25 protein-coding genes are annotated in these 24,150 nt (G+C 66.2%); 9 read left to right on the top strand and 16 right to left on the bottom strand.

All coding sequences use genetic code 11. The features are described 5' to 3' along the window. Window positions 1-14 precede the first annotated feature (14 nt). The gene (locus tag ACFOOQ_RS16680) at window positions 15-1,259 is read left to right on the top strand and encodes an MFS transporter (RefSeq protein WP_379728740.1); all 1,245 of its coding nucleotides are present in this window, start codon (window positions 15-17) and stop codon (window positions 1,257-1,259) included. A gap of 37 nt (window positions 1,260-1,296) precedes the next feature. Here the strand turns inward: ACFOOQ_RS16680 and ACFOOQ_RS16675 are convergent, their stop codons facing one another. Together ACFOOQ_RS16675 and galU are read right to left on the bottom strand one after the other, a co-directional pair. Then, a complete protein-coding gene (locus ACFOOQ_RS16675; protein WP_379728739.1) occupies window positions 1,297-2,613 on the bottom strand; it encodes a UDP-glucose dehydrogenase family protein in 1,317 nt (438 codons plus the stop codon). 44 nt (window positions 2,614-2,657) lie between these two features. Beyond that, window positions 2,658-3,536 carry a UTP--glucose-1-phosphate uridylyltransferase GalU gene (gene galU / locus ACFOOQ_RS16670; RefSeq protein WP_379728738.1) on the bottom strand — a complete coding sequence of 293 codons (879 nt, stop codon included), beginning with the start codon at window positions 3,534-3,536 and terminating at the stop codon, window positions 2,658-2,660. A 253-nt stretch (window positions 3,537-3,789) separates the two neighbouring features. Here galU and ACFOOQ_RS16665 point away from each other — a divergent pair, with 253 nt between their 5' ends. The 3 genes from ACFOOQ_RS16665 to ACFOOQ_RS16655 are packed head-to-tail and all read left to right on the top strand — an operon-like array spanning window position 3,790 to window position 6,450. Then, a complete protein-coding gene (locus ACFOOQ_RS16665; protein ID WP_379728737.1) occupies window positions 3,790-4,599 on the top strand; it encodes an enoyl-CoA hydratase in 810 nt (269 codons plus the stop codon). Window position 4,600: 1 nt separating this feature from the next. Next, on the top strand, window positions 4,601-5,119 hold the full coding sequence (locus ACFOOQ_RS16660) for a CoA-binding protein (protein ID WP_379728736.1): 519 nt from the start codon (window positions 4,601-4,603) through the stop codon (window positions 5,117-5,119). A gap of 2 nt (window positions 5,120-5,121) precedes the next feature. Continuing rightward, window positions 5,122-6,450, top strand: a complete 1,329-nt coding sequence (locus ACFOOQ_RS16655) for an O-acetylhomoserine aminocarboxypropyltransferase (protein ID WP_379728735.1) — start codon at window positions 5,122-5,124, stop codon at window positions 6,448-6,450. Window positions 6,451-6,684: 234 nt separating this feature from the next. On the opposite strand, the gene ACFOOQ_RS16650 is transcribed toward ACFOOQ_RS16655, so the two are convergent. After that, window positions 6,685-7,581, bottom strand: a complete 897-nt coding sequence (locus ACFOOQ_RS16650) for a helix-turn-helix domain-containing protein (RefSeq protein ID WP_379728734.1) — start codon at window positions 7,579-7,581, stop codon at window positions 6,685-6,687. Window positions 7,582-7,701: 120 nt separating this feature from the next. On the opposite strand from ACFOOQ_RS16650, the gene pobA reads away from it, so the two are divergent. Further along, the gene (gene pobA / locus ACFOOQ_RS16645) at window positions 7,702-8,871 is read left to right on the top strand and encodes a 4-hydroxybenzoate 3-monooxygenase (RefSeq protein ID WP_379728733.1); all 1,170 of its coding nucleotides are present in this window, start codon (window positions 7,702-7,704) and stop codon (window positions 8,869-8,871) included. A 284-nt stretch (window positions 8,872-9,155) separates the two neighbouring features. Here pobA and ACFOOQ_RS16640 read toward each other — a convergent pair whose 3' ends face one another. Next, window positions 9,156-10,373: an MFS transporter gene (locus ACFOOQ_RS16640; protein ID WP_379728732.1), complete on the bottom strand. Its 1,218-nt coding sequence runs from the start codon at window positions 10,371-10,373 to the stop codon at window positions 9,156-9,158. A gap of 192 nt (window positions 10,374-10,565) precedes the next feature. On the opposite strand from ACFOOQ_RS16640, the gene ACFOOQ_RS16635 reads away from it, so the two are divergent. From ACFOOQ_RS16635 to ACFOOQ_RS16625, 3 genes are all read left to right on the top strand, one after another. Then, on the top strand, window positions 10,566-10,793 hold the full coding sequence (locus ACFOOQ_RS16635) for an AbrB/MazE/SpoVT family DNA-binding domain-containing protein (protein WP_379728731.1): 228 nt from the start codon (window positions 10,566-10,568) through the stop codon (window positions 10,791-10,793). Further along, window positions 10,790-11,197, top strand: a complete 408-nt coding sequence (locus ACFOOQ_RS16630; protein ID WP_379728730.1) for a type II toxin-antitoxin system death-on-curing family toxin — start codon at window positions 10,790-10,792, stop codon at window positions 11,195-11,197. Before ACFOOQ_RS16635 ends, ACFOOQ_RS16630 begins: the two co-directional genes overlap by 4 nt. Before the next feature lie 274 nt (window positions 11,198-11,471). Next, the gene (locus ACFOOQ_RS16625) at window positions 11,472-12,191 is read left to right on the top strand and encodes a transposase (protein ID WP_379728728.1); all 720 of its coding nucleotides are present in this window, start codon (window positions 11,472-11,474) and stop codon (window positions 12,189-12,191) included. Between the two features lie 486 nt (window positions 12,192-12,677). On the opposite strand, the gene ACFOOQ_RS16620 is transcribed toward ACFOOQ_RS16625, so the two are convergent. The 7 genes from ACFOOQ_RS16620 to ACFOOQ_RS16590 all read right to left on the bottom strand — a co-directional run bounded on the left by ACFOOQ_RS16620 (window position 12,678) and on the right by ACFOOQ_RS16590 (window position 17,774). Further along, on the bottom strand, window positions 12,678-12,875 hold the full coding sequence (locus ACFOOQ_RS16620; protein ID WP_449265820.1) for an HVO_A0114 family putative DNA-binding protein: 198 nt from the start codon (window positions 12,873-12,875) through the stop codon (window positions 12,678-12,680). Between the two features lie 43 nt (window positions 12,876-12,918). Further along, window positions 12,919-13,260, bottom strand: a complete 342-nt coding sequence (locus tag ACFOOQ_RS16615; protein WP_379728724.1) for a type II toxin-antitoxin system PemK/MazF family toxin — start codon at window positions 13,258-13,260, stop codon at window positions 12,919-12,921. Continuing rightward, window positions 13,254-13,511, bottom strand: a complete 258-nt coding sequence (locus ACFOOQ_RS16610; protein WP_379728722.1) for an AbrB/MazE/SpoVT family DNA-binding domain-containing protein — start codon at window positions 13,509-13,511, stop codon at window positions 13,254-13,256. The genes ACFOOQ_RS16615 and ACFOOQ_RS16610 overlap by 7 nt, the downstream gene beginning before the upstream one ends. A gap of 324 nt (window positions 13,512-13,835) precedes the next feature. Beyond that, window positions 13,836-14,171 (bottom strand): divalent-cation tolerance protein CutA, encoded by a 336-nt coding sequence (cutA, locus tag ACFOOQ_RS16605; protein WP_379728720.1) that lies wholly within the window; start codon window positions 14,169-14,171, stop codon window positions 13,836-13,838. Then, window positions 14,168-15,223, bottom strand: a complete 1,056-nt coding sequence (locus ACFOOQ_RS16600; protein ID WP_379728718.1) for a COX15/CtaA family protein — start codon at window positions 15,221-15,223, stop codon at window positions 14,168-14,170. The genes cutA and ACFOOQ_RS16600 overlap by 4 nt, the downstream gene beginning before the upstream one ends. Window positions 15,224-15,315: 92 nt before the next feature. After that, window positions 15,316-16,932, bottom strand: coding sequence for an AMP-binding protein (locus ACFOOQ_RS16595; protein ID WP_379728716.1), 1,617 nt, complete (start codon window positions 16,930-16,932; stop codon window positions 15,316-15,318). Between the two features lie 41 nt (window positions 16,933-16,973). Beyond that, complete coding sequence (locus tag ACFOOQ_RS16590; RefSeq protein WP_379728714.1) at window positions 16,974-17,774, bottom strand: undecaprenyl-diphosphate phosphatase; 801 nt, start codon at window positions 17,772-17,774, stop codon at window positions 16,974-16,976. Window positions 17,775-17,987: 213 nt separating this feature from the next. Between ACFOOQ_RS16590 and ACFOOQ_RS16585 the strand changes: the two genes are divergently transcribed. Next, window positions 17,988-18,407: a hypothetical protein gene (locus tag ACFOOQ_RS16585; protein WP_379728712.1), complete on the top strand. Its 420-nt coding sequence runs from the start codon at window positions 17,988-17,990 to the stop codon at window positions 18,405-18,407. Window positions 18,408-18,416: 9 nt separating this feature from the next. Here ACFOOQ_RS16585 and ACFOOQ_RS16580 read toward each other — a convergent pair whose 3' ends face one another. Genes ACFOOQ_RS16580 through ACFOOQ_RS16560 form a run of 5 tightly spaced genes read right to left on the bottom strand, consistent with a single transcriptional unit; the run spans window position 18,417 to window position 24,140 of the window. Further along, entirely contained in the window at window positions 18,417-18,671 is a 255-nt protein-coding gene (locus ACFOOQ_RS16580) for a hypothetical protein (RefSeq protein WP_379728710.1), read from the bottom strand. A 20-nt stretch (window positions 18,672-18,691) separates the two neighbouring features. Continuing rightward, window positions 18,692-20,929: a DNA topoisomerase IV subunit A gene (parC, locus tag ACFOOQ_RS16575; RefSeq protein ID WP_379728708.1), complete on the bottom strand. Its 2,238-nt coding sequence runs from the start codon at window positions 20,927-20,929 to the stop codon at window positions 18,692-18,694. Beyond that, complete coding sequence (gene recO, locus ACFOOQ_RS16570; protein WP_379728706.1) at window positions 20,926-21,693, bottom strand: DNA repair protein RecO; 768 nt, start codon at window positions 21,691-21,693, stop codon at window positions 20,926-20,928. The genes parC and recO overlap by 4 nt, the downstream gene beginning before the upstream one ends. Window positions 21,694-21,714: 21 nt before the next feature. Further along, window positions 21,715-22,845, bottom strand: coding sequence for an AmmeMemoRadiSam system radical SAM enzyme (gene amrS, locus ACFOOQ_RS16565; protein WP_379728704.1), 1,131 nt, complete (start codon window positions 22,843-22,845; stop codon window positions 21,715-21,717). A gap of 56 nt (window positions 22,846-22,901) precedes the next feature. Then, the gene (locus tag ACFOOQ_RS16560) at window positions 22,902-24,140 is read right to left on the bottom strand and encodes a c-type cytochrome (RefSeq protein WP_379728702.1); all 1,239 of its coding nucleotides are present in this window, start codon (window positions 24,138-24,140) and stop codon (window positions 22,902-22,904) included. Window positions 24,141-24,150: the final 10 nt, after the last annotated feature.

The raw sequence follows: 24,150 nt of genomic DNA, 5'->3' as shown, positions 1-24,150 counted from the left end.
AAGAGTCCGAGGAAATGCCTGTCCCCCTGAGGCCCAGCGCGGCCTTTGTCGCCGGCCGCGTGCTGTTCCCCTTCGCCTGCGGCTATTTCCTGTCCTACCTGTTCCGCAGTGTGAATGCCGTCATCGCGCCGAACCTGCAGGCCGACCTTGGCATCGGCGCCGGCGACCTCGGCACGCTGACCGCCGCCTATTTCGTCACCTTCGCTGCCGCCCAGCTGCCGGTCGGCATCCTGCTCGACCGCTTCGGCCCGCCACGGGTGCAGGCCGGCCTGCTGCTGATTGCCGCCATCGGCGCCGCCGCCTTTGCCAGCGCCGACAGCCTGCCGCTGCTGGCGCTGGCCCGCGCGCTGATCGGCTTCGGCGTTGCCGGCGGCCTGATGAGCGCCATGAAGGCCATCGCCATCTGGCTGCCGCGCGACCGCTGGGCCTTCGCCAACGGCGCCTTCATGGCGGCCGGCGGGCTCGGTGCGCTGGCGGCGACGGTGCCGGTGCAATGGGGCCTGCAGTTCGTCGGCTGGCCAGTGCTGTTCTGGCTGCTCGGCGGCCTGTCGGTGCTGGCCGCGCTGCAGATCTGGCTCGCCGTACCGGAGAAAATGGACACCGGCACGGGCGACGATGTCAGCCTCGCGGCCCAGCTGCGCGACTACTGGGCTTTCCTGCTCGATGCCCGCTTCCTGAAGATCGCCCCGGTCTCGGTGATCGGCATGGGCAGCGGCATGTCGATCCAGACCCTGTGGACCGGTCCTTTCCTGCGCGATGCCGGCGGCCTCGACCAGGCCCATGCGGCACAGATCCAGTTCCTGCTCGCCGTGGCGCTGACCGCCGGCTTCATGCTGACCGGCATGATCGCCGACCGGCTGCAGCGCTTCGGCGTCTCGCTGGCGCAGACGATGATCTGGAGCACGGCGCTGTATGCCGTCTGCCTCGGCGGCATCGCTGCCGGGCTGGCACCGGCCAGCCCGCTGCTGTGGAGCGCCTTCGGCCTGATCTGCCTGACCACCGTGCTGGCCTACCCGATCATCAGCGCCGATTTCCCGGTCGAGAAATCCGGCCGCGTCAATGCGCTGCTGAATGCCGTGGTGTTCGGGCTGACCTTCGTCATCCAGGCCGGCACCGGCTGGATCATCGACCTGTGGCCGAAGACCGCCGCCGGCCATTACCCGGCCGCCGCCTACCAGTGGTCGTTCGGCATCCTGGCGGTGCTGCTGGTGATCACGCTGGTCTGGTACGCCATCCCGCTGCGCGACCGGCGGGACTGACGGCGGCGGGACTGCCCCGGCTTTACTGGCCGACGCTTTACTGACCGACTGGCGCCCGGCCGACCGAATGGTAGACGAAGCCGGCCTGCTGCAGCTCGGCCGGCTTGTAGATGTTGCGCAGGTCGATCATCAGCGGCTGTTTCAGCAGGGTCTTGAGCCGCGCCAGGTCGAGGGCGCGGAACTGGTTCCATTCGGTGATGATCACCAGCGCGTCGGCGCCCTCGGCTGCTTCATAGCTGTCGTTGCACCAGACGAGGTCCTTGAGCAGCTTCTTCGCCTCGACCATGCCCTCGGGGTCATAGGTCCGCACCGTGGCGCCGGCCGCCTGCAGCGCCGGCACGATCTCGAGACTGGGGCTGTCACGCATGTCGTCGGTCTCGGGCTTGAAGGTCAGGCCCAGCACCGCGATGGTCTTGCCCTGCACGCTGCCGCCACAGGCCGCGATCACCTTCTCGGCCATCTGCCGCTTGCGCGCATCGTTGACCTCGACCACGGTCTCGACGATACGCAAAGGCGCGGCGTATTTGCGCCCGGTCGCCACCAGCGCCTGGGTATCCTTGGGGAAGCAGGAGCCGCCATAGCCCGGCCCGGCATGCAGGAACTTGCCGCCGATGCGGCCGTCCAGCCCGATGCCGCGGGCAACGTCCTGCACGTTGACGTTCACCTTCTCGCACAGGCTGGCGATCTCGTTGATGAAGGTGATCTTGGTGGCGAGGAAGGCATTGGCGGCGTATTTGATCAGCTCCGCCGTCTCGACGGCGGTGAACAGGATCGGCGTCTCGTTGATGTAGAGCGGACGATACAGGCCGCGCAGCACCTCGCGGGCGCGCTCGCTCTCGACGCCGCAGACCACGCGGTCGGGCCGCATGAAATCCTCGATCGCCGCGCCCTCGCGCAGGAATTCCGGATTGGACGCCACCTCGAACTCGGCGACGGGATTGGTCGTGCGGATGATCCGCTCGACCTCGCGGCCGGTGCCGACCGGCACGGTCGACTTGGTCACCACGACGGTGTAGCGCTTGATCGCGCCGGCGATCTCGGCCGCCGCCGCATGGACGTAGGACAGGTCCGCCTCGCCGTCGCCGCGCCGCGACGGCGTGCCGACCGCGATGAACACGGCATCGGCGCTTTCCACCGCCGCCCGGGTGTCCTGGGTGAAGGACAGCCGGCCGGCCTTGACGTTGCGCGCGACCAGGTCGTCGAGGCCGGGCTCAAAGATCGGGATTTCGCCGCGTTGCAGGGCCGCGATGCGCTCCGGATTCTTGTCGACGCAAGTGACCGTATGGCCGAATTCGGAGAAACAGGTGCCGGATACCAGGCCGACATAGCCGGTACCGATCATCGCAACGCGCATGGTTTAATCCCCCACAAACAGGCCGAACGACAGGCAGACCGGACTTACAGAGTCTTGGAAATATCCCGCAGGATGACCGACAGGTCCTTGTTCATGTCCGGCCGTGCCAGCGCGAAAGCGATATTGGCATGCAGGAAGCCGATCTTGTCGCCGCAGTCATAACGCTCGCCGTCGAAGCGCAGGCCGTGGAACGGCCCCTCGCCGATCATCTTGGCCAGCGCGTCGGTCAGCTGCATCTCGCCGCCGGCGCCACGCTGGGTATTGTCGAGATGATGGAACACGCTCGGCTGCAGGATGTAGCGGCCGATCACCGCGGTGTTGCTGGGCGCCTCGGCCGGCGCCGGCTTTTCCACGAGGCCGGTCACCTCGACCATCCGGTCGCTGTTCTTGCCCGGCTTGATCACACCGTAACGTTTGGTGTGCTCGGGCGGCACGTCCATGGCGGCGATGATATTGCCGCCGACGTTGTTGTAAGCCTCGACCATCTGCGCCAGGCAGGCTTCCTTGGCGAGGATCAGGTCGTCCGCCAGCAGCACGGCGAAGGGCTCGTCGCCGACCAGCGCCTTGGCGCAGCGCACGGCATGGCCAAGCCCGAGCGGCTCCATCTGGCGGGTATACGAGACCTGGCCGGCCGCCGGCATCCAGCTGTTGATCAGGTCGAGCAGGTCGCGCTTGTCGCGTTCGCGCAGCACGTCTTCCAGCTCGTAGGAACGGTCGAAATGATCCTCGATCGCCTGCTTGCCGCGACCGGTGACGAAGATGAATTCCTCGATGCCGGCGGCACGGGCCTCTTCCACCGCATACTGGATCAGCGGCTTGTCGACGACCGGCAGCATCTCCTTCGGCATCGCCTTGGTCGCCGGCAAAAACCGGGTGCCGAGGCCACCGACGGGGAAAACGGCTTTACGGATCGGGCGGATCATTGGCGGGCTTTCTGTTCTCGTTGAATCCAGGACTTGCGATTCGGACCGGACCCACGCGGGTTTTTACGCCGGGGCCCGGCAGGGCGCAACCGGCCGCAGCACGGGCCGACGGGGTTTTCATGCCCCGGTAATGGGGCGAAAATACGGCCCTTTTTCAACAATTACCGCGCGGGAACCCGGTTCCCTCCGGCCGCGTTCTTCCCCCTCCCGGCCGGCCGCCGTATCATGCACCCAAAGCCTTGGAGGAAGCCGCGTGTCTGCCGCACCAGAATTGCACCCGGACGCCACCCCGCCGGTCCTGCGCGACCGGCCGGAGCCCGGCATCGTCCGCCTGACGCTGAACCGGCCGAAGGCCTACAACAGCCTGTCGACCGGCCTGATGGCCGCCCTGCAGGCCGAACTGGACGCCATCCACGCCGACCGCAGCATCAAGGCCGTGATCATCGGCGCCGCCGGCCCCGGCTTCTGCGCCGGCCATGACCTGAAGGAAATCCGCGCCAATCCCGGCCGCCAGCACTACGAAGCGCTGTTCCGGCAATGCTCGCTGCTGATGCAGTCGATCGTCGCCCTGCCCCAGCCGGTGATCGCCCGGGTGCATGGCGTGGCCTCGGCCGCCGGCTGCCAGCTGGTGGCGAGCTGTGATCTTGCGGTGGCCGCCGAGACGGCGCGCTTCGCCACGCCGGGGGTCAACATCGGCCTGTTCTGCTCGACCCCCATGGTGGCGCTGTCACGCAACGTCAGCCGCAAGCATGCCATGGAGATGCTGCTGACCGGCGAGCTGCTCGAGGCACGGCGCGCCGAAAGCATCGGCCTCATCAACCGCGTGGTGCCGGAAGCGGCGCTCGACGAGGCGGCGCTCGGCTTCGCCCGGACAATTGCGGCGAAATCGCCGCTGACGGTGAAGACCGGCAAGGAAGCCTTCTACCGCCAGCTCGAAATGCCGCTGGCCCAGGCCTATGATTACGCCAGCCGGGTGATGACCGAGAACATGCTGGCCCGCGATGCCGAGGAAGGCATCGACGCCTTCATCGGGAAACGCGAACCGCACTGGGAAGGCCGCTGACGTGAGTGAAGTTCTCGCCATGACCGATCACAGCCGCATCGACCACGACAATTACAGCGACGACTATATCCGCAGCATCCTGCGCAGTTGCCATGTCATCGCCATGGTCGGTGCTAGCCCGAACTGGAACCGGCCGTCGTATTTCGCCATGAAATACCTGCAGCAGAAGGGTTACCGCGTCATCCCGGTCAACCCGAAGGAAGCCGGCAACGCAATTCTCGGCGAGGCGGTTTATGCCAGCCTGTCGGAGATTCCGGTCAAGGTCGACATGGTCGACTGCTTCCGGGCTTCGACCGCGATTCCGCCAATCGCCGACGACGCCATCCGGATCGGGGCAAAGGTGCTGTGGATGCAGCTCGGCGTGCGCCACGACGAGGCCGCGGCCAGGGCCGAGGCCGCCGGCCTGCAGGTGGTGATGAACCGCTGCCCGAAGATCGAGTTCGGGCGCTTGAGCCGCGAGATCGGCTGGATGGGTGTCAACACCCGCGTGATCAATTCCAAGAAGCAGAACAGGATCTGAGCGTGGCCCAGAACAGCAAGCCTGCCGCCGGCACCGGCCGGGCGGCGGAGAATACCGCGCCTTACGGCTTCGACACCCTGCAGGTCCATGCCGGCACCGCGCCCGACCCGACCACCGGCGCCCGCAGCACGCCGATCTTCCAGACCACCGCCTTCGTGTTCGACGATGCCGACCAGGCCGCCGCGCTGTTCAACCTGCAGAGCTTCGGCAACATCTATACCCGCCTGACCAATCCGACCACGGCGGTGTTCGAGCAGAAGATCGCCGCACTGGAAAACGGCCGCGCCGCCACCGCCGTGGCCACCGGCCATGCCGCGCAGCTCGTCGCCTTCCACATGCTGATGAACCCGGGCGACCATATCGTCGCCTCGCGCAAGCTCTACGGCGGCTCGATCACCCAGCTCGGCGTCAGCTTCAAGCGCTTCGACTGGCACACCACTTTCGTCGATCCCGGCGACATCGTCGGCTTCGCCGCCGCCATCACGCCGAGAACCAGGGCGCTCTATGTCGAGAGCCTGTCCAACCCGGGTGGCGTGATCTGCGACATCGCGGCGCTGGCCGAGGTGGCGCACCAGGCGGGCATTCCGCTGATCGTCGACAACACCATGGCCTCGCCGTATCTCTGCCGCCCGATCGAGCATGGCGCCGACATCGTGCTGCATTCAGCCACCAAGTTCCTCGGCGGCCACGGCAATTCGATGGGCGGCGTGATCGTCGATTCCGGCCTGTTCGACTGGGGCCAGAACGACAAGTTCCCGCATCTGTCGCAGCCCTCGCCGGCCTATCACGGGCTGACCTTCTGGGAGACCTTCGGCGACATGGCCTTTGCCGTCGCCTGCCGGGTGATCAGCTTGCGCGATCTCGGCCCCGCCATCTCGCCGTTCAACGCCTTCATGATCCTGACCGGCATGGAGACGCTGTCCTTGCGCATGCGCAAGCATTGCGACAACGCCCAGGCCGTGGCGGAATTCCTCTCCGCCCACCCCAAGGTCGACTGGGTCTCCTACGCCGGCCTGAAAGGCGACCGCTACCATGCGCTGGCGCAGAAATACCTGCCGAACGGCGCCGGCTCGGTCTTCACCTTCGGGCTGAAGGGCGGTTACGAGGCCGGACTGAAATTCGTCGATACCGTGCAGATCTTCTCGCATCTGGCCAATGTCGGCGATACCCGCAGCCTGGTGATCCATCCGGCCTCGACCACCCACCGCCAGCTCACGCCCGAGCAGCGCGAGGCGGCCGGCGCCGGCGACAGCACCGTGCGGCTGTCGATCGGCATCGAGGATGTCGCCGACCTGATCCGCGATCTGGACCGGGCGCTCAATGCAGCCTGACGGCTGCGGGGCGCTCAATGCAGCCTGACGGCTGCGAGGCTCTGAACGCAGCGTGAATCCCGGAGTGTTTTCGCTTTCAATGGAGGCACCGTCAGCCCTCCTGATGAGCGTCACCCCGGCCGAGCCCGGCTTTTCGCCGGGCGAGAGCCGGGGTCCCATTTCAGCGGCTCCAAACGGGATCGCGGCGCGCGCGGCGGGAACACCGCCGCTTGGCCGGGATGACGGAGAAATACCCTAGCCTGCATGGCGCCGGCGGTATGCCGTCGGCGTCTCGCCGCTGTGCCGGGTGAAGAACCGCGTGAAATAGGCCGGGTCCTCGAAACCCAGCGAATAGGCGATCTCCTTCACCGACATCATGGTGAAGGTGAGATCGCGGGTCGCCTCCAGCAGCAGGCGACGGTTGATCGCGCCGAGCGCCGAGGTGGCGAAGGCCGCCCGGCAGATGCGGTTGAGATGCGTCTCCGACACCCCGAGCCGCCCGGCATAGAAAGCCACCATGCGTTCGCTGCGGTAATGCCGGTCGAGCAGCGTACGGAAGGCCGCCGCATGGCGCGCGCCGGGGCAGGCACCACCCGAGCCGTCGAGCGCCGAAGCCGCCACCGCGCGCCCCAAGGTCAGCAGCACGATGGCGACATGCGACTGGATCAGGCCGAGCCGGCCGGGCGCGCTGCCGGCAAACTCCTCGGCAATCGCCGCCACGGAAGCGGCGATGCGCGCCGCCGCCGGCCGGTCGCTGCGGAAATCCACCACCTGCGGCTCGGCCAGCAACGGTCGCAGGTCGGCCGCGCCGCCGGGCAGCCGCTCGACCTGGCCGGCCAGCAGGGTGATGACATGGCCATCGATATCCGGCGAGAAGCGGAAGCCATGCACCAGCCCCGGCGTCACCGTGATCACCGAAGCCGGCCGGACCGTGACCGTCCGCTCGCCGAGCCGGCATTCGGCGCGACCGCGGGTGATGTTCAGAATCTGAAAGAAGCGCCGGTGCCGGTGCAGCCCGATCTCCCAGGCATGGAGCGCGCTGCGCGCCGGGATCGATTCGCAATGCAGCCAGTTGCCGTCCGCAACATCGCCGGTCTCGCCATACAGGGCATAGGTGGGCACCGCCGCCCGGATCGGGGTTTTCGCCGCCATGTTCGGATTGTCCTGTTTTTTGCGCCGTCTGTCCATCGCCGGACCGCCGCCCCGGCAGTAGTTTGGCCTCGCTACCGGCCGCCACCGCAAGGCAGGACCGGTAAGTTACGGGAGGACATCATGCGCACCCAGGTCGCCATCATCGGCGCCGGCCCGGCCGGCCTGCTGCTCGGCCAGCTGCTGACCCGCCACGGCATCGACAACGTCATCCTTGAGCGCCAGACCGGCGACTATGTGCTCGGCCGCATCCGTGCCGGCGTGGTCGAGCAAGGCACCGCCGACCTGCTCGACGAAGCCGGAGTCGGCGCCCGCATGCATGCCGAGGGCCTCGCCCATGACGGCATCGAGCTGGCCTTCGCCGGCGAGCGCCACCGCATCGACTTCCATACCCTGATCGGCAGGCGCGTCATCGTCTACGGCCAGACCGAAATCACCCGCGACCTGATGGAGGGCCGCGCCGCCGCCGGCGCCCAGACGATCTACGAGGCCGAGGATGTCAGCCTGCATGACGTCACCGGCGACCGCCCGCGCGTACGCTACCATAAGGACGGCGCCGACCACGAGATCGAATGCGACTTCATCGCCGGCTGCGACGGCTATCACGGTGTCAGCCGCAAGAGCATCCCGGACAGCGTGCTGAAGCATTACGAGCGGGTCTATCCCTTCGGCTGGCTCGGCATCCTGGTCGACCGGCCGCCGGTCTCCGACGAGCTGATCTACGCCAACCACGAGCGCGGCTTCGCGCTCTGCTCGATGCGCTCGCAGACCCGCAGCCGGCTCTACATCCAGTGTTCGCTGGACGACAAGGTCGAGGACTGGTCCGATGCGCGCTTCTACGAGGAACTGAAGCGCCGGCTGGACAGCGCGGCCGTCGCCCGGCTGCAGGAGGGCCCGTCCTTCGAGAAGAGCATCGCGCCGTTGCGCAGCTTCGTCGCTGAGCCGATGCGCCACGGCCGGCTGTTCCTCGCCGGCGATGCCGCCCATATCGTGCCGCCGACCGGGGCGAAAGGCCTCAATCTTGCCGCCAGCGATGTGCGCTACCTGTGGCAGGCGCTGACCGATTTCTACAAACGGAAATCGTCGGCCGGGATCGACGGCTATTCGGCCGCCGCGCTGGCCCGGGTGTGGAAGGCCGAGCGGTTTTCCTGGTGGATGACGTCGATGCTGCATCGCTTTCCGGGCAGCAGCGACTTCGACCAGAAAATGCAGGAAACCGAACTGGCCTACCTCGTCTCGTCGCAGGCGGCGATGACCAGCCTGGCCGAGAATTACGTCGGCCTGCCCTACTGACTATGCGTCTGACCGGGGTGTTTTTCTTTTACATGGAAACAGGCCGCCCCTTCTGACGATCGTCACCCCGGCCGAGCCCGGCTTTTCGCCGGGTGAGAGCCGGGGTCCCATTTCAGCAGCTTCAAATGGTCAGCAGCTTCAAATGGGATCCCGGCGCGCGCGGCGTGAACGACGCCGCTCGGCCGGGATGACGCCGGAATGACAGGCGGGACATGCCCGATCCGCATCCCGGACAGCCTCGGACGATAGCGGCCAGGAGAATGTTCCCGGCTATCAGAGAAACTCTACTCGGCGGCGGCCGTCTGCGGCTGTGCTTCTGCCGCCGGCAGGCGCCTGCCGTCGCGCGGCAGCATCAGGGCGAACACGCCCGCGCAGGCTGCGGCACCGGCCAGCAGGATGAACAGCACGTCGAGCGTGCCGGTCAGCCGGTAGATCACCGGGATCACCGCGACGCCGAGCGACGAGACACCGAGCGTCAGCACGAACTTGACGCCGAAGGCCCTGCCCCGCCACTGCGGCGGGGTGTATTTCGCCAGCAGCGAATTCTCCGCCGGCTGGCCGGCCACGTTCAGGCTGACCATCAGGGCGGCGACGCCGACCAGGGCCGGATGGATCACCGTCATGGCGAACAGAATCACCGGGATCTGCAGCCACTGCACGGTGGCATAGACGCCGCGCAGCGAATAGCGGTCGGCCAGTTCGCCGCCGACCAGCTGGGTCAGCGCCGAGCAGGTATAGACGATGGTGACCATGCCGCCGATACCGAACACGCTGTCATGGAAAAAGCCGGACAGCCGCTCGTCGAACACCTTGGGCAGCGCAAACGCGGTGGCCTGGTAGATCAGGCCGGTGCACAGCATGGTGGCCGACATCACCCAGAACACCCGCCAGATGTCGCTCTTGGCCGGCGCCGGCTGCGGCACCAGGTCTTCCTTGCGGTCGAGCAGCAGGCCGCTCTGCCGCGCCCACAGGAAGGCGGCGGCGATGACGAGGCAGACCGCGCCCGGCACGATGAAGGCGGCGCGCCAGCCGTAGCGGTCGGCGAGGAAGCCGGCGACCAGCGCGGCGCCCGCCGTGCCGGCCGAACCGAACACGCCGTTGATGCCGAGCGCCCGGCCACGGTTGGTGGCGTTGCGCACCAGCCACGGAATGCCGACCGGATGATAGATCGCCGCGAACAGCCCGATGCCGGCGAGGCTGAGGCACAGCGTGAGCGGGGTATCCGACAGGCCGGCCAGCACCGAACAGCCGCCGACGCCGAGGAAGAACAGCGACATGGTGCCGGACGCGCTCCAGCGGTCGCCGAGCCACCCCGCCGGCAGGGCGGCGGCGCCGAACAGCACGCTCATCGGGATCGACAGCGCGAACAGCGTGTCGTAGCCCATGCCCCATTGCTTCTCCAGCACCAGCACCACCGTGGCGAACAGCAGGGTGAACAGGTGCGAAAAGGTATGGGCGATGCTGGAAAACACCAGCGTCAGCAGACTGGCATAGCGGGCCATGGGCGCATCCTCCGAAGCCCGGATTTTACCGGCCGTCCGGGCCCGGAACAATGCGGGAATTGCAGCGGGACAATCCTCTCCCGACCGGCCCCTGCCCGGCCAGGACCGCCCCCCTGTTCATCCTTGTCAGGGCACCATCCTTGCCAGGGCGGCATGAAGTTATTACCTTTGTAATAACTTCCGGAGGACCCGATGGTTGAACTGAAAATCCGCAAATTCGGCAATTCCCTCGGCGTCGTGCTGCCGAAGGAGGTGATCGCCCGGCTGAATACCGGGGAAGGCACGCCGCTCTACCTGACCGAGACCGGCGATGGCGGCTATCGCCTGGCGCCGTACGATCCCGACTTCGCGGCGAAGATGACGAAGGCCGAAGACATCATGCGCCGCTATCGCGACACGCTGCATGTCCTGGCGAAATGAGCGGCAGCATTGTCTGGCTCGATGAGCGCGATGCCCTGATCCTCCATGACCGGCTCCTCGCCCTGCATGGCGGCGCGCCGGGCATCCGCGACCGGGGCCTGCTGACCTCGGCCATGGCGCGGCCGCGCCAGCATGCGGCCTATGGCGAACAGCCGGATATCGGCTTTCTCGCGGCGCTGCATACCGCCGCCATCCTGCAGAACCATCCCTTCATCGACGGCAACAAGCGGACGGGATTCGTGCTCGGCATCCTGTTCCTTGAACTCAACGGCCTGGTTTTCACCGGCAGCCAGCCGGATGCCGCCAACGCCGTGATCGCGCTGGCCGCCGGCACTATGGATGTAGAAGGCTATGCTGCCTTCCTGGCTGCGAATGCAAAAGCGGGCGGCAGCAGGAAACCCTAAGTTGCCGGGGCAGCCTGTTTAGGGCGCTGGGGCAGTGGGTGATGCGCAGCCAAACCTGTCGATGACAAACGACAGGAAAGACCGTTACGCCAGCGCAAAATCGTGGCCCGTCACCGATTACCTGTCCCGACTATTCTCGAACCGAACTGTAACGCTCTCAGAAATATCACGACCAGCGGCATTGAAATCGGGGACAGACCACGATTATTCTTGCCGTTATGCAGGTGGTCTGCTGAACTTGCGGATCGAGGTTGATCCCGCACCGCCTGCTCCCATGCCGCGCCATGCCCGCTTCACACTGCCCGATGTGCCGCTGCATGTGATCCAGCGCGGCAACGACCGGCAGGCGATTTTCTTCGTCGACGCGGATTGTCGCCGCTACCTCGATGTCCTGCATGGGGCGGCCGGTCGCACCGGCTGCGCGATCCATGCCTTCTGCCTGATGACCAACCATGTGCATCTGCTGCTGACCCCGGCGACCGAGGAAGGCTGTGCGGCACTGATGAAGCAGGTCGGGCAGCAGCATGCGCAATACGTCAACCGCACCTACCGCCGCAGCGGCACGCTATGGGAGGGCCGCTTCCGCTCGGCGCCGGTGCAGGCCGAGGACTATCTGCTGGCCTGCCAGCGCTACATAGAACTCAATCCGGTGCGCGCCCGCATGGCGGCGCAGCCGGGCGAATACCGCTGGTCGAGTTACGGCGTGCACGGCGATGGCCGTGGCGGCGACCTGCCTTTGCGGCCACATCCGCTCTATCTGGCGCTGGGCGCGGATGCGGCGGCGCGGCAGGCGGCCTGGCGTATGCTGGTGGATCAGGCGCTCGATCCGGTGCTGATCGAGGCGATCCGCGCCGCGACCAATGGCGGTTATGCGCTGGGCAATGCGGCCTTCGCCGCGCAGATCGCAGCCGCTCTCGGTCGCCGGGTGACACCCGGCAAGGCAGGCCGACCGCCGAAGCCGCACGATGACGAGAGGCAGGAGCAACTGCTATGATCGCGCGAAATCGTGGTCTGTCCCCGATTACTCTCGCGAGTATGCAAAGTGAGGGGACGATGAGAACGTTAGGGGTTTTAATTATATTGTTGTCAGTACTGGTTATATTGTTGTCAGTACTGGTAGGTGCGGTGCTCCGCAATGTCAGCGTATGGATGGATTTGTTGACTGTGGCTCTGCTTGTTTTCGGTATTTTTTTGGCTAGCCGGAATGTACTTAACTCGCGCGCGTACAATCTCGAAAAATGCAAGAACTGTTGGTTTTCGGCAGTTTTGAGTGTAGCGGCAATACTTGGAACCCTTGCTACGTTTCAGATTTTTACTACAGCCGCCTATGGCCAGGAGGTCGCTGATTGGGTTACGGGGGGCGGTACAATAATTTTTATTGTTAGCTTCATATTTCTAGACCGCTTTGCTATCTGTTTAGCAAATACAAAGACAGATCATACCGGGTAATTGCCTATTTTTTTATTGGCCCGAGGTAGCTCTACAAGCTGATCTCAGTCTGGATGCGATCATAGGGCACGGTGAAGCCGTCGTCCTTCTGCTTCTGCAGCAGGCCGATATCGAGCAGGGCTTTCACATCCTGGTGCACGGTCTTGTAGCTGCGCTTCACCCCGGCGGCGATGGCGGTGATGGTGCGCATCTTGTGTCGGCGCATGTATGTCAGCAGGTCCCGCCGCAGCGACAGAATCCGGGCGCGGCGGCTTGGCTTTCGAAGGTGCGGATTACAGGAGCGCGCGGGCCAGGCCGCGCACCCTGTTCACCTCCGCTGGTTCGGCCCGGCGGAGGAAGACGGCGCCGCGATGGCGCCAGTCCACGCAGCGCAACTGGTCGGCGATGGCAAAGGATGCCTTGTCGCCCCCGGTGATTTCCACCATGAACGGCCAGTTGGGCCGGGGATTGGTGGTGAGCGGGCAGCAGATCATCTTGCCGGTCTTGTTGTAGGTGAGCGGCGACAGCACCAGTGCTGGCCGGTGTCCGCTCTGTTCGGTGCCGACGCGGGGATCGAAGTCGAGCCAGACGAGATGGCCGCGGTCGGGAATATACGGCGCATCGGCCATCACCATGCCTCGTCGCCGACCGGGCCGCCAAAGGACACCAGTTCGGGGGCATCCCCGGCGTGGACGCCGTCCATCAGTGTCTCAAGATCGAAGGCCGGCGGCTCGGCGTCGTAAGGGTTCACTTTTTCGATAATGATCCGGCCGCCTTCGGTGCGGACCTCCAGCTGCTCGTCCAGCTTCAGGCCGGCGGCCTGCATGATCGCCGCCGGCAGACGCACGGCGGCGTTGTTGCCCCACTTTTTGAGGGTGATCCGCATGGCGGCCTCCGTTTCGACACTGTCGATATTGTGCAGAGCCGGCTTCTCTGTGTCAACATCGTTGATACGAAACGGACTGGACTTCCCGCTATATGTTCCCATATTGCTCCATAACCACCGCTGTCGGACAACTGAATACAGAAGTGTGCGGATTGTGGCGGGCCGCGCCGGGCGGCAACGGTCACTGGCGGTCCGCAACGGTCCCGGCCGGTCCCCGGCGGACCATAATGGTCATCAGCGGGCCGGAACGGTCCGCAGCGGTCACGAACGGTCAGAAACGGGCTGGATCGATAGCGGTGATATCATTGATATCACCCCGGCCGCTCAGGCGCCGGGTGTCGTCTCGGCCAGCAGCCAGGCGAGGTAATCGGCGTTGCCGCCGGCCGTGTCCAGCGGCAGCACGCAGGGCACGCTGTAGCTATGCGCCGCCTTCACGGCCGCGGTGGCGGCCTCGGCGAGGCTGGCCCGGGTCTTGAGGATCAGCACCGCCTCCTCGCCCCGCTCCAGTTTGCCCTGCCACCAGTAAAGCGATGTCATGCCGGGGATGATATTGGCGCAGGCGGCGAGCCGCTGGCCGACCACTGCTTCGGCGATCTTCTCGGCCTCGGCGACGCTGGCTGCCGTGCAGTAGAGCAGGACGATGCGATCGGCGTCGCTCATATGCCCGTTTGCGCGCGCAAAGCGCGGTCATGGAACAGCGCGACGGCGACACTCAGCACCAGCACGGCGCCGGCCTGGTGCATGACGCCGAGCGACACCGGCACATGGTGCAGAAGCGTGGTGATGCCGAGCGCGATCTGCAGGGCAACCACGGTCAGCAGGCCATGGCGCAGCCCGGTGGCGGCGCGGCCCTTCAGCAGCAAAGCCGTGCAGACGGCGAGGATCGCCACCAGATAGGCGCCCATGCGGTGCTGGAACTGCACGGTCATGGCGTTGTCGATGACGTTGACCAGCGCCGGCGCCATGCTGAGCAGGCCCTGCGGGATGATGGCGCCATCCATCAGCGGCCAGGTGTTGTAGCCCTGCCCGGCATCGAGCCCGGCGACGAGGCCGCCGGAGAGGATCTGCAGGAACACGAGACAGGCGAGGATTGCCGCGATGCCGCCGCCGCGCAGCGCCAGCATGCGGCCGCGGCGGACGAGCGACAGCGCGCTCCACAGGATGTAGACGAAGATCAGCAGCGCGAGGCCGAGATGCGCGGTCAGCCGCAGGTGGCTGACATCGGGGCGGTCGACCAGGCCGCTTTCCACCATGAACCAGCCGAGCGCACCCTGGCTGCCGCCGAGGATGAACATCGCCACCAGATGCGGCTTCATGCCGGCCGGCACCTGCCGCCGCAGCCAGAACCAGACCATCGGCAGGAAGAACACCACGCCGATCAGGCGGCCGAGCAGGCGGTGGATGTATTCGAGCCAGAAGATGCTCTTGAAACCATCCAGCGTCATGCCGCTGTTGATCTTCTGGTATTCGGGGAACTGCTTGTACTTGTCGAACTCGGCCGCCCACTGCGCCTCGCCGATCGGCGGGATCACGCCGGTGACCGGTTTCCACTCGACGATCGACAGGCCGGACTCGGTCAGCCGGGTCAGGCCGCCGATCACCACCATCAGCGCGATCAGGCCGGCCACCGCGAACAGCCAGATGGCGACCGGACGCGCGGGATCGGTCGCGGCAGGATGGCGGGCAACGACGGACGGGCTGGCAACGGTCACGGCTTCACGCTCCGGGCAATTCGAACGCCCTTGGTGTAGCCCGTCGCGACGCCGGCGGAAAGCCCTGCCTCTGCGCTGCTTTGTCGCGGTTTTCAGCGTTTCTTGCGGGCGCGGAAATCGTGGATACCGGGCCGGCCGCGCGGATCCTCGCCGGGGGCGAAAATCTGCGTTTTCTGCACCTTCTGGGTCCCCGTGGTCGGCAGGCTGTCCACGAACAGCAGCCAGCCCGGCGCCTTGAAATAGGCCAGCCGCTCGTTGCACCAGTCGAACAGCGCGGCGGCCAGCGCCCCGGTCGGCGCCTGGCCGGCCATCGGTACCACGCAGGCCATCACCTCCTGCTCGCGGATCTCGTCCGGCGCCGCCAGCACCGCCACCTGGGCGACGGCGTCATGGGCCTGCAGGCAGGCCTCGATCTCGGCGGCGGCGATATTCTCGCCCGAGCGGCGGATGATGTTCTTGCGCCGGTCGACGAAACAGATCATGCCGTCATCGGCCATGCGCACCACATCGCCGGTATGGAACCAGCCGCCGGCCCAGGCCTCCGCCGTCGCCGCGTCGTTCTTCAGATAGCCGCTGAAGAAACCGTACCGCGGATCGGCCGCCGAATGGCGCACCAGCAGCTCGCCCTCCTGCCCGCGCGGCAGTTCGCGGCCCTGCTCGTCGGCGACGATGGCCTCCAGGCCCGGCAGCGGCCGGCCGAAAGCGCGGGTATCGATCTGGCGTGGCTCGTGGCAGTCGCAGTAGATGCGGCCGGTCTCGGTCATGCCCCAGACCTCGGCGAGCGGAAAGCCGAAGCGCCGCTCGAAGGCGCCATGCAGTTCCGGCTCGACGCCGGCGCCGAGGCCGAAGCGCACGCGGTGCTGCTTCTCCAGTGCCGTCTCCGGCTGGTTCAGCAGCAACGGCGGCACCACGCCGAGGTAATGGATGATGGTGGCGCGGGTCTCGGCGATTTCCTGCCACCAGCGGTTCGGGCTGAAACGCTCGGTCAGGATCAGGCAGTTGCCGGTCAGGATCGCGCAGGTGCCGGTCACCGCGAAGTGGTTCATGTGAAATACGGGCAGCGGATTGTAGAAGCGGTCCTCGCCTTCGCGGATCGCTACCACGCCGCCGAGATCGCGATACCAGGCGCCGGCGGTGAGGAAATAGAGATTGCTGAGGATGCAGCCCTTGGGCCGCCCGGTGGTGCCCGAGGTATAGAGCAGACTGGCCTCGGTCTCATGGCCCGGCGTCTCATGGCGGGCCGGCGACTGCGGCGCCGGAAAGGCCGGCGGCAGTGCCGTCGCATCCAGCACCGGCAGCGGCTTGGCCGTGCGTTCGCGGGCGACCTTCTGCAGGTCGGCGACGCGGTGCGGCACCGATATGACGAGATCGGCCTCGGAATGATCGAGCTGGTAGAGCATCTCGTCGTGGCGGTAATCGGGATTGACCGGCACGATGCCGCAACCGAGCGCGTTGAGCGCGAGGAAATGCAGGAAATGCTCGGGCCGCATCTCCAGCAGCAGGCCGACCCGGTGGCCGGGCCCGTAACCGGCGGCGGCATAGGATGCCTTGAGCGCCGCGACCAGTTCGACGGCCTGCCGGTAGCTCAGCTCCAGCCCGTCGGGCGCATAATCCCGCCCGGGCCGCGACGGCACGCAGAGAAAGCTGTGGTCAGGATATTTTGCAGCCGTGGCGGCGAAGGCCGCGTAAACCGATGCCGGCAGAGACATTGCCCGGCGCCCTCCTCCCAGTTCTCGTTGCGCCCATCTTTTCAGCGCAGGACAAGAACCACAAGCATCACCAGGCCGACGGCGATGCGGTACCAGCCGAACGGCATGAAGCCATAGCGGGTGATGAAGGCGACCGCGGTGCGCACCACCAGGGCGGCGCAGATGAAGGCGACCACGAAGCCGACGGCGATCAGCCCGGCGCCATCAAGTGTGAGGTCATGGCGGTTCTTGAACAGATCATAGGCGGTCGCCGCCACCATGGTCGGCACGGCAAGGAAGAACGAGAATTCCGCCGCCGCCGCGCGCTGCACGCCGAGCAGGCGGGCGCCGATGATGGTGGCGCCCGAACGCGACACGCCGGGGATCATGGCGAGGCATTGCAGCAGGCCGATCTTCAGGCTCATGCGGAACTTGAAATCATCGACACTGGCCACCTCGCCGCGGCCGATTACCCGTTCGACGATCAGGATCACGACACCGCCGACCACCAGCGCCACCGAGACGACCCAGGGATTGAACAGCACGTTTTTGATGAAGTCATGCAGCAGGGCGCCGAGCACCAGCGCCGGAAAGACACCGAACAGCAGGTTCAGGGTGAACCTGTTGGCCCGCTCGTCGCGCCCCAGCCCGATCAGCGTGCTCCAGAACCGTGGCCAGTAGACCACGCAGACGGCCAGGATGGCGCCGAGCTGGATGACGATCTCGAACACCTTGCCCGGGGGACCACGGAAACCGAGCAGGTCGATCAGCAGGATCAGGTGGCCCGTGGAGGAAACCGGCAGGAACTCGGTCAGGCCCTCGACCACGCCGAGGAAAGCCGCGTCCAGATAATCCGTAACCATGTCCCGATCCTGCTGCTGACCATCCGGGCCGGCAGCCCGGCCGACGCCCGAACATTGCTAGTACGGCTGCTGATTCGGTGCAAGAGACCGCCCTGTGGCAACGGGCAGGCTGCGCCCCCCGTATCCCGCTTGCAGGATTGGCGGGCTTCGCCTATCACGATATCAGGGCTGCCAAGTCAGCTTCCTGTCAGAAACCACATGACGACAGCGACCATGTTCGGATTCCTTTTCGGCCGCCGGAAAAAGAAGACCAAGACGCCGGCCGGCCAGCAGACCATCCCGATGACCCACGAGATCGCCATGACCGTGATCAACGGCAAGGCGGTGACCGTGGTGAAGGCGCCCTTCCCGGCAACCCAGAGCGACGACATCGCCCGGGTCGCCCTGCGCTATTACCTGCGTGCCTTCCCGGGTGTCACCTCGGTGGTGATGGTGACGACCGACCCGATGGATACCGACCAGCGGGCGATCTTCATCGGCTCGGCCGAATTCACCGCCGCGCTCAGCCAGCGCCGGATCAACGATTTCCAGTTCAGCGAGATCAGGGTCGAGGTTCCCTTCGTCCCGTGGTTCCTCAAGGAACAACCCGCTGAAACCGCCCAATCGGCAGACGGCGATGCCAGCCCCGCATAGGTGACAGCCTTAAATCCGCCTTGCGCAGACCATCGAAAAGCCGGAGAGCAGCTGCATCATCATGACGCAGCCCAACTGCATCCGGTTTTTCGAAAGGAGAATTTCATGCGTGGCATTCTGCTCTGGCTCTTGGGGATTCCGATCCCGGTCATCATCCTGCTGTATCTGTTCGGCGTCTTCAGCTGACGCAAAATCATCACAGCAAAATAACAGGATTTGAAAATAGAGGGGCCTGTGCCGTTGCCGGCACAGGCCCTTTTCCATGGCCGCGCGACGGCAGCCGGTCAGTCGAAGCGGTTGTTCTTGTTGAAACCGCGGAAGACCACACGACCGGCCTGGGCCCGCTCGCCGTGGTATTCCTTCAGGTCGCTCTCGCTCTTGGTGCGGCCCGATGAATCCACCCAGCTCAGGCCTTGCTTCAGCGTGAAGACCCGGGCGTCCGACAGGCCGCCGTCCTTGTACTTCTGCAGGGTGATGCCGCGGCCCTTGGTCATCTCGGGGACCTGGTCGAGCGGGAACAGCAGCAGCTTGCGGTTCTCGCCCACCACGGCCACCGTATCGCCCTCGATGCTGCGGCAGACGCAGGCCTCGGCCGGCGCCGCGACGTTGAGTATCTGCTTGCCGCTGCGGGTCGCCGCCAGCATCTCGGCCTCGGGACAGATGAAGCCGCGGCCGTCGCTACTGGCCACCAGGAATTTGCGCGCGCCCTGGTATTTGAACAGGGTGACGATGTCCTGGTCGTTGCCGAGATCGACGGTCAGGCGCACCGGCTCGCCATGGCCGCGGCCGCGTGGCAGCTTGTCGCAAGCGATCGTGTAGGCGCGGCCGTTGGTGCCGAACAGCAGCAGCTTGTCTGTCGTCTCGGCATGAATCCAGTACCGGCCCTTGTCGCCTTCCTTGAAGGTGGCGCTGCCGTCGTCGACAGCATGGCCCTTGATGGCGCGGATCCAGCCCTTGGCCGAACAGATCACGGTGATCGGCTCGCGTTCGACCAGCACCTCGAAAGCCTCGTCCGAGATCACCGGCGCATCGCCGATGGTGGTCCGGCGCTTGCCAAGGGCCGTCTTCGGGCCGAACTGCTTCTTCAGCTCCTGCACCTCGCCGGCGATCGCCTGCCAGCGCAGGGCTTCGTCATCGAGCAGCGTCTTCAGCTCATCGCGTTCCTTCGACAGCGCCTTGTGCTCTGTCTTCAGCTCCATCTCCTCGAGACGGCGCAAGCTGCGCAAACGCATGTTGAGGATCGCTTCCGCCTGCACGTCGGTCAGGTTGAAGCGCTTCATCATCACCGGCTTGGGCTCGTCCTCGCGGCGGATGATCTCGATCAGCTCGTCGAGGTTGAGATAGGCGATCAGATAGCCGTCGAGCACCTCGAGGCGATGTTCGATCTTGGACAGGCGATATTTGCTGCGCCGCTCCAGCACCTCGTGGCGATGATCGAGATAGGCCTGCAGCACCTCGCGCAGGTTCATCACCTTGGGCAGGCGGCCGCCGTCCAGCACGTTCAGGTTCAGCGGGAAGCGGGTTTCCAGATCGGTGGTCCGGAACAGGCTTTCCATCAGCACGGCCGGATCGACATTCTTGCTCTTGGGGATCAGCACGAGGCGGATGTCCTCAGCCGATTCATCGCGCACGTCGTCGAGCAGCGGCGCCTTGCGGTCGGTGATCAGCTCGGCGATCTTCTCGATCAGGCGCGATTTCTGCACCTGGTAGGGAATCTCGGTGACGACGATCTGCCAGGTGCCGCGCGGCAGTTCTTCCTTCTGCCACCGGGCGCGGTGGCGGAAGCTGCCACGGCCGGTCTTGTAGGCCTCGATGCGGCTTTCCAGCGGCTCGACCAGCAGGCCGCCAGTCGGAAAATCCGGCCCCTGCACATATTCGACCAGCTTCTCGATACCGGCATTCGGGTGCTTGATCAGATGCAGCAGCGCATCGCACAACTCGGGCAGGTTATGCGGCGGGATCGAGGTCGCCATGCCCACCGCGATGCCGCTGGCGCCATTGGCCAGCAAGTTGGGCAGGCCGGCCGGCAGCACCGCCGGCTCTTCGTCCTCGCCGTCATAGTTCGGGCGGAAATCGACGGTGTCGTCGTCGAGGTTGGCCAGCAGCACATTGGCCACCTCGGTCAGGCGCGCCTCGGTATATCGCATGGCGGCGGCGTTATCGCCGTCGATATTGCCGAAGTTGCCCTGGCCGTCGACCAGCGGGTAGCGCTGGGCGAAATCCTGGGCGAGCCGGACCATGGCGTCATAGACCGACTGGTCGCCATGGGGATGGTATTTACCGATCACGTCACCGACCACGCGGGCGCATTTCTTGTAGCCGGACGCCGGGTCGAGCTTGAGCATCCGCATGGCATAGAGCACCCGGCGCTGCACCGGCTTGAGCCCGTCGCGGGCGTCGGGCAGCGACCGCGAGGTGATGGTGCTCAGCGCATAGGCCAGGTAGCGCTCCGACAGGGCGTCGGGCAGCGGCACGTTGCGAATCGATTCGGGGACATCCTTGGGGGGTAAGTGCTTGCTCATGGCCGGTTTTCTACACCAGATGTAGGGGCGGTTCTACGGATGGCCTCCAGCAGTCGTGGCCGGGCGGCCGGCACGGCGGCGTGGAGCTGGGCAAAGAGGCGGTTTTCCAGGAAATGGCCGGTCAGCGCCAGGCCGTCGAGCACGGCGCCCATCGGGTCGTTGCGGGGCAGCCCCCGGCCCGGCACCAGGAAGCCCGGCAGGGCCAGCAGGCGCCCGGCATAGGGCTCGGCCGCTTCGGCCGAGACCGCCCGCCCGGTGCGCGGCGAGACATGGGTCAGGCCGGTGGTGGCCCCCGTGGCGGCACAGGCGTCCAGATCGAGCCCGTAGCCCATCTCGGTCAGCAGGCCCATTTCCCAGCGCACGTAGAGAGCGCCCCAGTCCCCCGGGTCGGCCATCTCGGCCATATGGGTGAACAGCACCCGGGTGGCGGCGAACAGCGCCGGATGCGGCTCGCGCTCCGGCAGGGTGGCATCCACGAGACCGCAGACCGCCGACAGGGCAGCCAGCCGGGCCGGGTCGTCCAGCATCATGGCGGACGGGTGGCTCAGCGGCTCGAGCTGCCAGTTGCCGAGATGCTCGGACAGCCTGGCGCGCCAGCCGGCGCGAACGATCTGGCCAGTTTGTATGCTTCCGCCGCGGCCTGCACCGCTACCGCGCACCAGACCGGCATGGCGGCCATGCTCCTCGGTCAGCAGGGTGGCAATGCGGGCATTCTCGCCGTAATGGCGAACGCTCAAAACCACCGCTTCATCCTGCCAGTCCATGGCACTGGATTAGGCTGATTCTCAGGCCCCGGCAATCACCCGCCCTGACAACACCCGGACCGGCTGGCGCTTGGCGCCCCAGTTGCCCGGCGGGCCATCGAAGACACCGGCACAGGGCGTGCCGCAGTGCCGGCAGCGGCCGTCGTCGGTCAGCCCCCAGGCGGTGATGTCGTACCAGTCCCGCCCGATCAGCAGCGCGCCGCAGCCATGGCAGGGCGTGCCCTGGGTCGCCGCGTCGTGGATGTTGCCGGTATAGACATAGCGCAGCCCGGCGGCACGGCCGATGCGGTGCGCCTTCAGCAGGGTCGCCTTCGGCGTGGCCGGGATGTCGGTCATCTTCCAGTCCGGATGGAAGGCCGAGAAATGCAGCGGCACATCGGGACCGAGCTTTTCCGCCACCCAGGCGCAGAGTCGTTCCAGTTCGGCATCGCTGTCATTCTCGCCGGGGATGAGCAACGTCGTGATCTCGAACCAGACCTTCGTCTCGTGGCGCAGGTATTCCAGGGTCTCCAGCACATTTGCCAGATGGCTGGTGCAGAGCCGGTGATAGAAGTCTTCCGTGAAGCCCTTGAGATCGACATTGGCGGCATCCATGTGGCGGAACAGGTCGGCCCGCGCCGCCGGATTGATATAGCCCGCCGTCACTGCCACGGTTTTGATGTCGTGCGCCCGGCAGGCTTCGGCCACGTCGGTGGCATATTCGAGGAAGACGGTCGGGTCGTTGTAGGTGAAGGCCACCGCGCGACAGCCGTGGCGCCGCGCGGTTTCGGCGATGGCGGCCGGCGTGGCGAGGTCGGTCAGCCGGTCGAATTCGCGGGCCTTCGAGATATCCCAGTTCTGGCAGAATTTGCAGGTCAGGTTGCAGCCCGCCGTGCCGAAGGACAATACCGGCGTGCCGGGCAGGAAATGATTGAGCGGTTTTTTCTCGATCGGGTCGATGCAGAATCCCGACGAGCGGCCCCAGGTGGTCAGCACCAGATCGTCGCCACGGCGAGCACGCACGAAACACAGGCCGCGCTGGCCATCCTGCAGCTTGCATTCGCGCGGGCAGACATCGCATTGCAGGCGGCCATCGGCCAGCCGATGCCAGTGGCGGGCGGTCACGCCGCCGGCGATATCGGGTTCATAAGGCTCGCGGGTCTCGGCATGCATGGGCGGGGCTCCATGTCAGGCTGCCAGTATACACCAGCCCTGCCGGCGGCCCCTGCCTATTCGGCGGACGCCCGGGTGGCGTTGCGCAGCTTTTTGACGTCGCCGGCCGCCACCGCCGGGGCGGCATTGCCCCAGGCGTTGCGGATATAGGTCGCCACCGCAGCCACCTGCCCGTCGGTCAGCTTCCAGTCAAACGACGGCATCGCCTGCCCGGTCGGCTTGGCGTCGGTCGCCACCGCCTTGGCGCCATCGAGGATGATGCGCAGTGCCGTGGTCGGGTCCTTCGCCTGCACCCCGGCATTGCCCTTCAGCGGCGCAAACAACTGCGCCACCCCGGCACCACCCTCGTTGTGGCAGGCCTGGCACTGGTCGGAAAAGATACCGGCGCCGGCCTGCATCACGGCATCGGCAGGCTTGGCAACCGAACCCGCTTCCGGGCCCGGCATGTCCTTGAGATAGACGGCGATGGCCTTCAGGTCCGCATCGCTCAGCCGCGAGGTGGTGAAGTTGACCACCTCGGCCATCGGACCGACCGCCGAACCATGGCGGTTGCTGCCGGTCTTGAGATATTCGGCGATGTCGTTCTCGGTCCACTGGCCAAGGCCGTCACGCATGCTGCCGGTCAGGTTCGGCGCGAACCAGTTCTGCAGCAGGCCGCCCTGCAGGGCCGCGCTGTCCTTGTCGGCACCGAACATGTTCTTCGGCGTGTGGCAGGCGCCGCAATGGCCCAGCCCCTCGACCAGATAGGCGCCACGGTTCCAGTCGGCCGACTTGTCGGTGCGGGTCCGGAAGCCCGGCTTGTCGAGGAACAGCAGGTTCCAGCCGCGCAGCAGACTGCGATGACCCAGCGGCCAGATCAGGTCGTTCGGGTGATCGGACTGATGCACCGGATCGACGGTCTCGAGATAGGCGCGGATCGCGCGCAGGTCCTGGCTGGCGACATGGCGGAAATACGGATAGGGAAAGGCCGGATAGAGCCGGCTGCCATCGGGCGCGATGCCCTTGGTCATCGCGGTGGCGAAGTCGGCCTCCGACCAGGCACCGATGCCGGTCTGGCGGTCGGGTGTGATGTTGGCCGAATAGATCGTGCCGAAGGGCGTTTCCAGCGGGCGGCCGCCGGCAAAGGGCTTGCCGCCCTCGGCGGTATGGCAGGCGCGGCAGTCGCCGGCATCGGCGAGATAGCGGCCGCGCCGGATCTCGGCGAAATCGCGGCCATGGGCCATGCTGCTGAGCAGCAGCGCGGCAACGAGAGCCCCGGCGGCGGCGGCATAACGGGAGGAACGTGAGAACGGCATGGCGGCTCCC

It is taken from the genome of Ferrovibrio xuzhouensis (genome assembly GCF_042648965.1).
GTDB lineage: Bacteria > Pseudomonadota > Alphaproteobacteria > Ferrovibrionales > Ferrovibrionaceae > Ferrovibrio > Ferrovibrio xuzhouensis.
The sequence above is the reverse complement of the archived record's forward strand: the minus strand, read 5'-3'. Positions and strand labels throughout refer to the sequence as shown.

Excerpts from the sequence above, each read along its gene's own strand:
- cutA (WP_379728720.1), bottom strand. The coding sequence starts at position 14,171 with ATGAGCGACGCCGATCGCATCGTCCTGCTCTACTGCACGGCAGCCAGC.
- ACFOOQ_RS16560 (WP_379728702.1), bottom strand. The coding sequence starts at position 24,140 with ATGCCGTTCTCACGTTCCTCCCGTTATGCCGCCGCCGCCGGGGCTCTC.
- ACFOOQ_RS16585 (WP_379728712.1), top strand. The coding sequence starts at position 17,988 with ATGTTCGGATTCCTTTTCGGCCGCCGGAAAAAGAAGACCAAGACGCCG.
- ACFOOQ_RS16630 (WP_379728730.1), top strand. The coding sequence starts at position 10,790 with ATGAGCGGCAGCATTGTCTGGCTCGATGAGCGCGATGCCCTGATCCTC.
- ACFOOQ_RS16680 (WP_379728740.1), top strand. The coding sequence starts at position 15 with ATGCCTGTCCCCCTGAGGCCCAGCGCGGCCTTTGTCGCCGGCCGCGTG.
- pobA (WP_379728733.1), top strand. The coding sequence starts at position 7,702 with ATGCGCACCCAGGTCGCCATCATCGGCGCCGGCCCGGCCGGCCTGCTG.
- ACFOOQ_RS16610 (WP_379728722.1), bottom strand. The coding sequence starts at position 13,511 with ATGCGGATCACCCTCAAAAAGTGGGGCAACAACGCCGCCGTGCGTCTG.
- ACFOOQ_RS16590 (WP_379728714.1), bottom strand. The coding sequence starts at position 17,774 with ATGGTTACGGATTATCTGGACGCGGCTTTCCTCGGCGTGGTCGAGGGC.
- ACFOOQ_RS16595 (WP_379728716.1), bottom strand. The coding sequence starts at position 16,932 with ATGTCTCTGCCGGCATCGGTTTACGCGGCCTTCGCCGCCACGGCTGCA.
- ACFOOQ_RS16580 (WP_379728710.1), bottom strand. The coding sequence starts at position 18,671 with ATGGAAAAGGGCCTGTGCCGGCAACGGCACAGGCCCCTCTATTTTCAA.
- ACFOOQ_RS16640 (WP_379728732.1), bottom strand. The coding sequence starts at position 10,373 with ATGGCCCGCTATGCCAGTCTGCTGACGCTGGTGTTTTCCAGCATCGCC.
- ACFOOQ_RS16675 (WP_379728739.1), bottom strand. The coding sequence starts at position 2,613 with ATGCGCGTTGCGATGATCGGTACCGGCTATGTCGGCCTGGTATCCGGC.
- parC (WP_379728708.1), bottom strand. The coding sequence starts at position 20,929 with ATGAGCAAGCACTTACCCCCCAAGGATGTCCCCGAATCGATTCGCAAC.
- ACFOOQ_RS16635 (WP_379728731.1), top strand. The coding sequence starts at position 10,566 with ATGGTTGAACTGAAAATCCGCAAATTCGGCAATTCCCTCGGCGTCGTG.
- ACFOOQ_RS16615 (WP_379728724.1), bottom strand. The coding sequence starts at position 13,260 with ATGGTGATGGCCGATGCGCCGTATATTCCCGACCGCGGCCATCTCGTC.
- galU (WP_379728738.1), bottom strand. The coding sequence starts at position 3,536 with ATGATCCGCCCGATCCGTAAAGCCGTTTTCCCCGTCGGTGGCCTCGGC.
- ACFOOQ_RS16625 (WP_379728728.1), top strand. The coding sequence starts at position 11,472 with ATGCCGCGCCATGCCCGCTTCACACTGCCCGATGTGCCGCTGCATGTG.
- amrS (WP_379728704.1), bottom strand. The coding sequence starts at position 22,845 with ATGCATGCCGAGACCCGCGAGCCTTATGAACCCGATATCGCCGGCGGC.
- recO (WP_379728706.1), bottom strand. The coding sequence starts at position 21,693 with ATGGACTGGCAGGATGAAGCGGTGGTTTTGAGCGTTCGCCATTACGGC.
- ACFOOQ_RS16650 (WP_379728734.1), bottom strand. The coding sequence starts at position 7,581 with ATGGCGGCGAAAACCCCGATCCGGGCGGCGGTGCCCACCTATGCCCTG.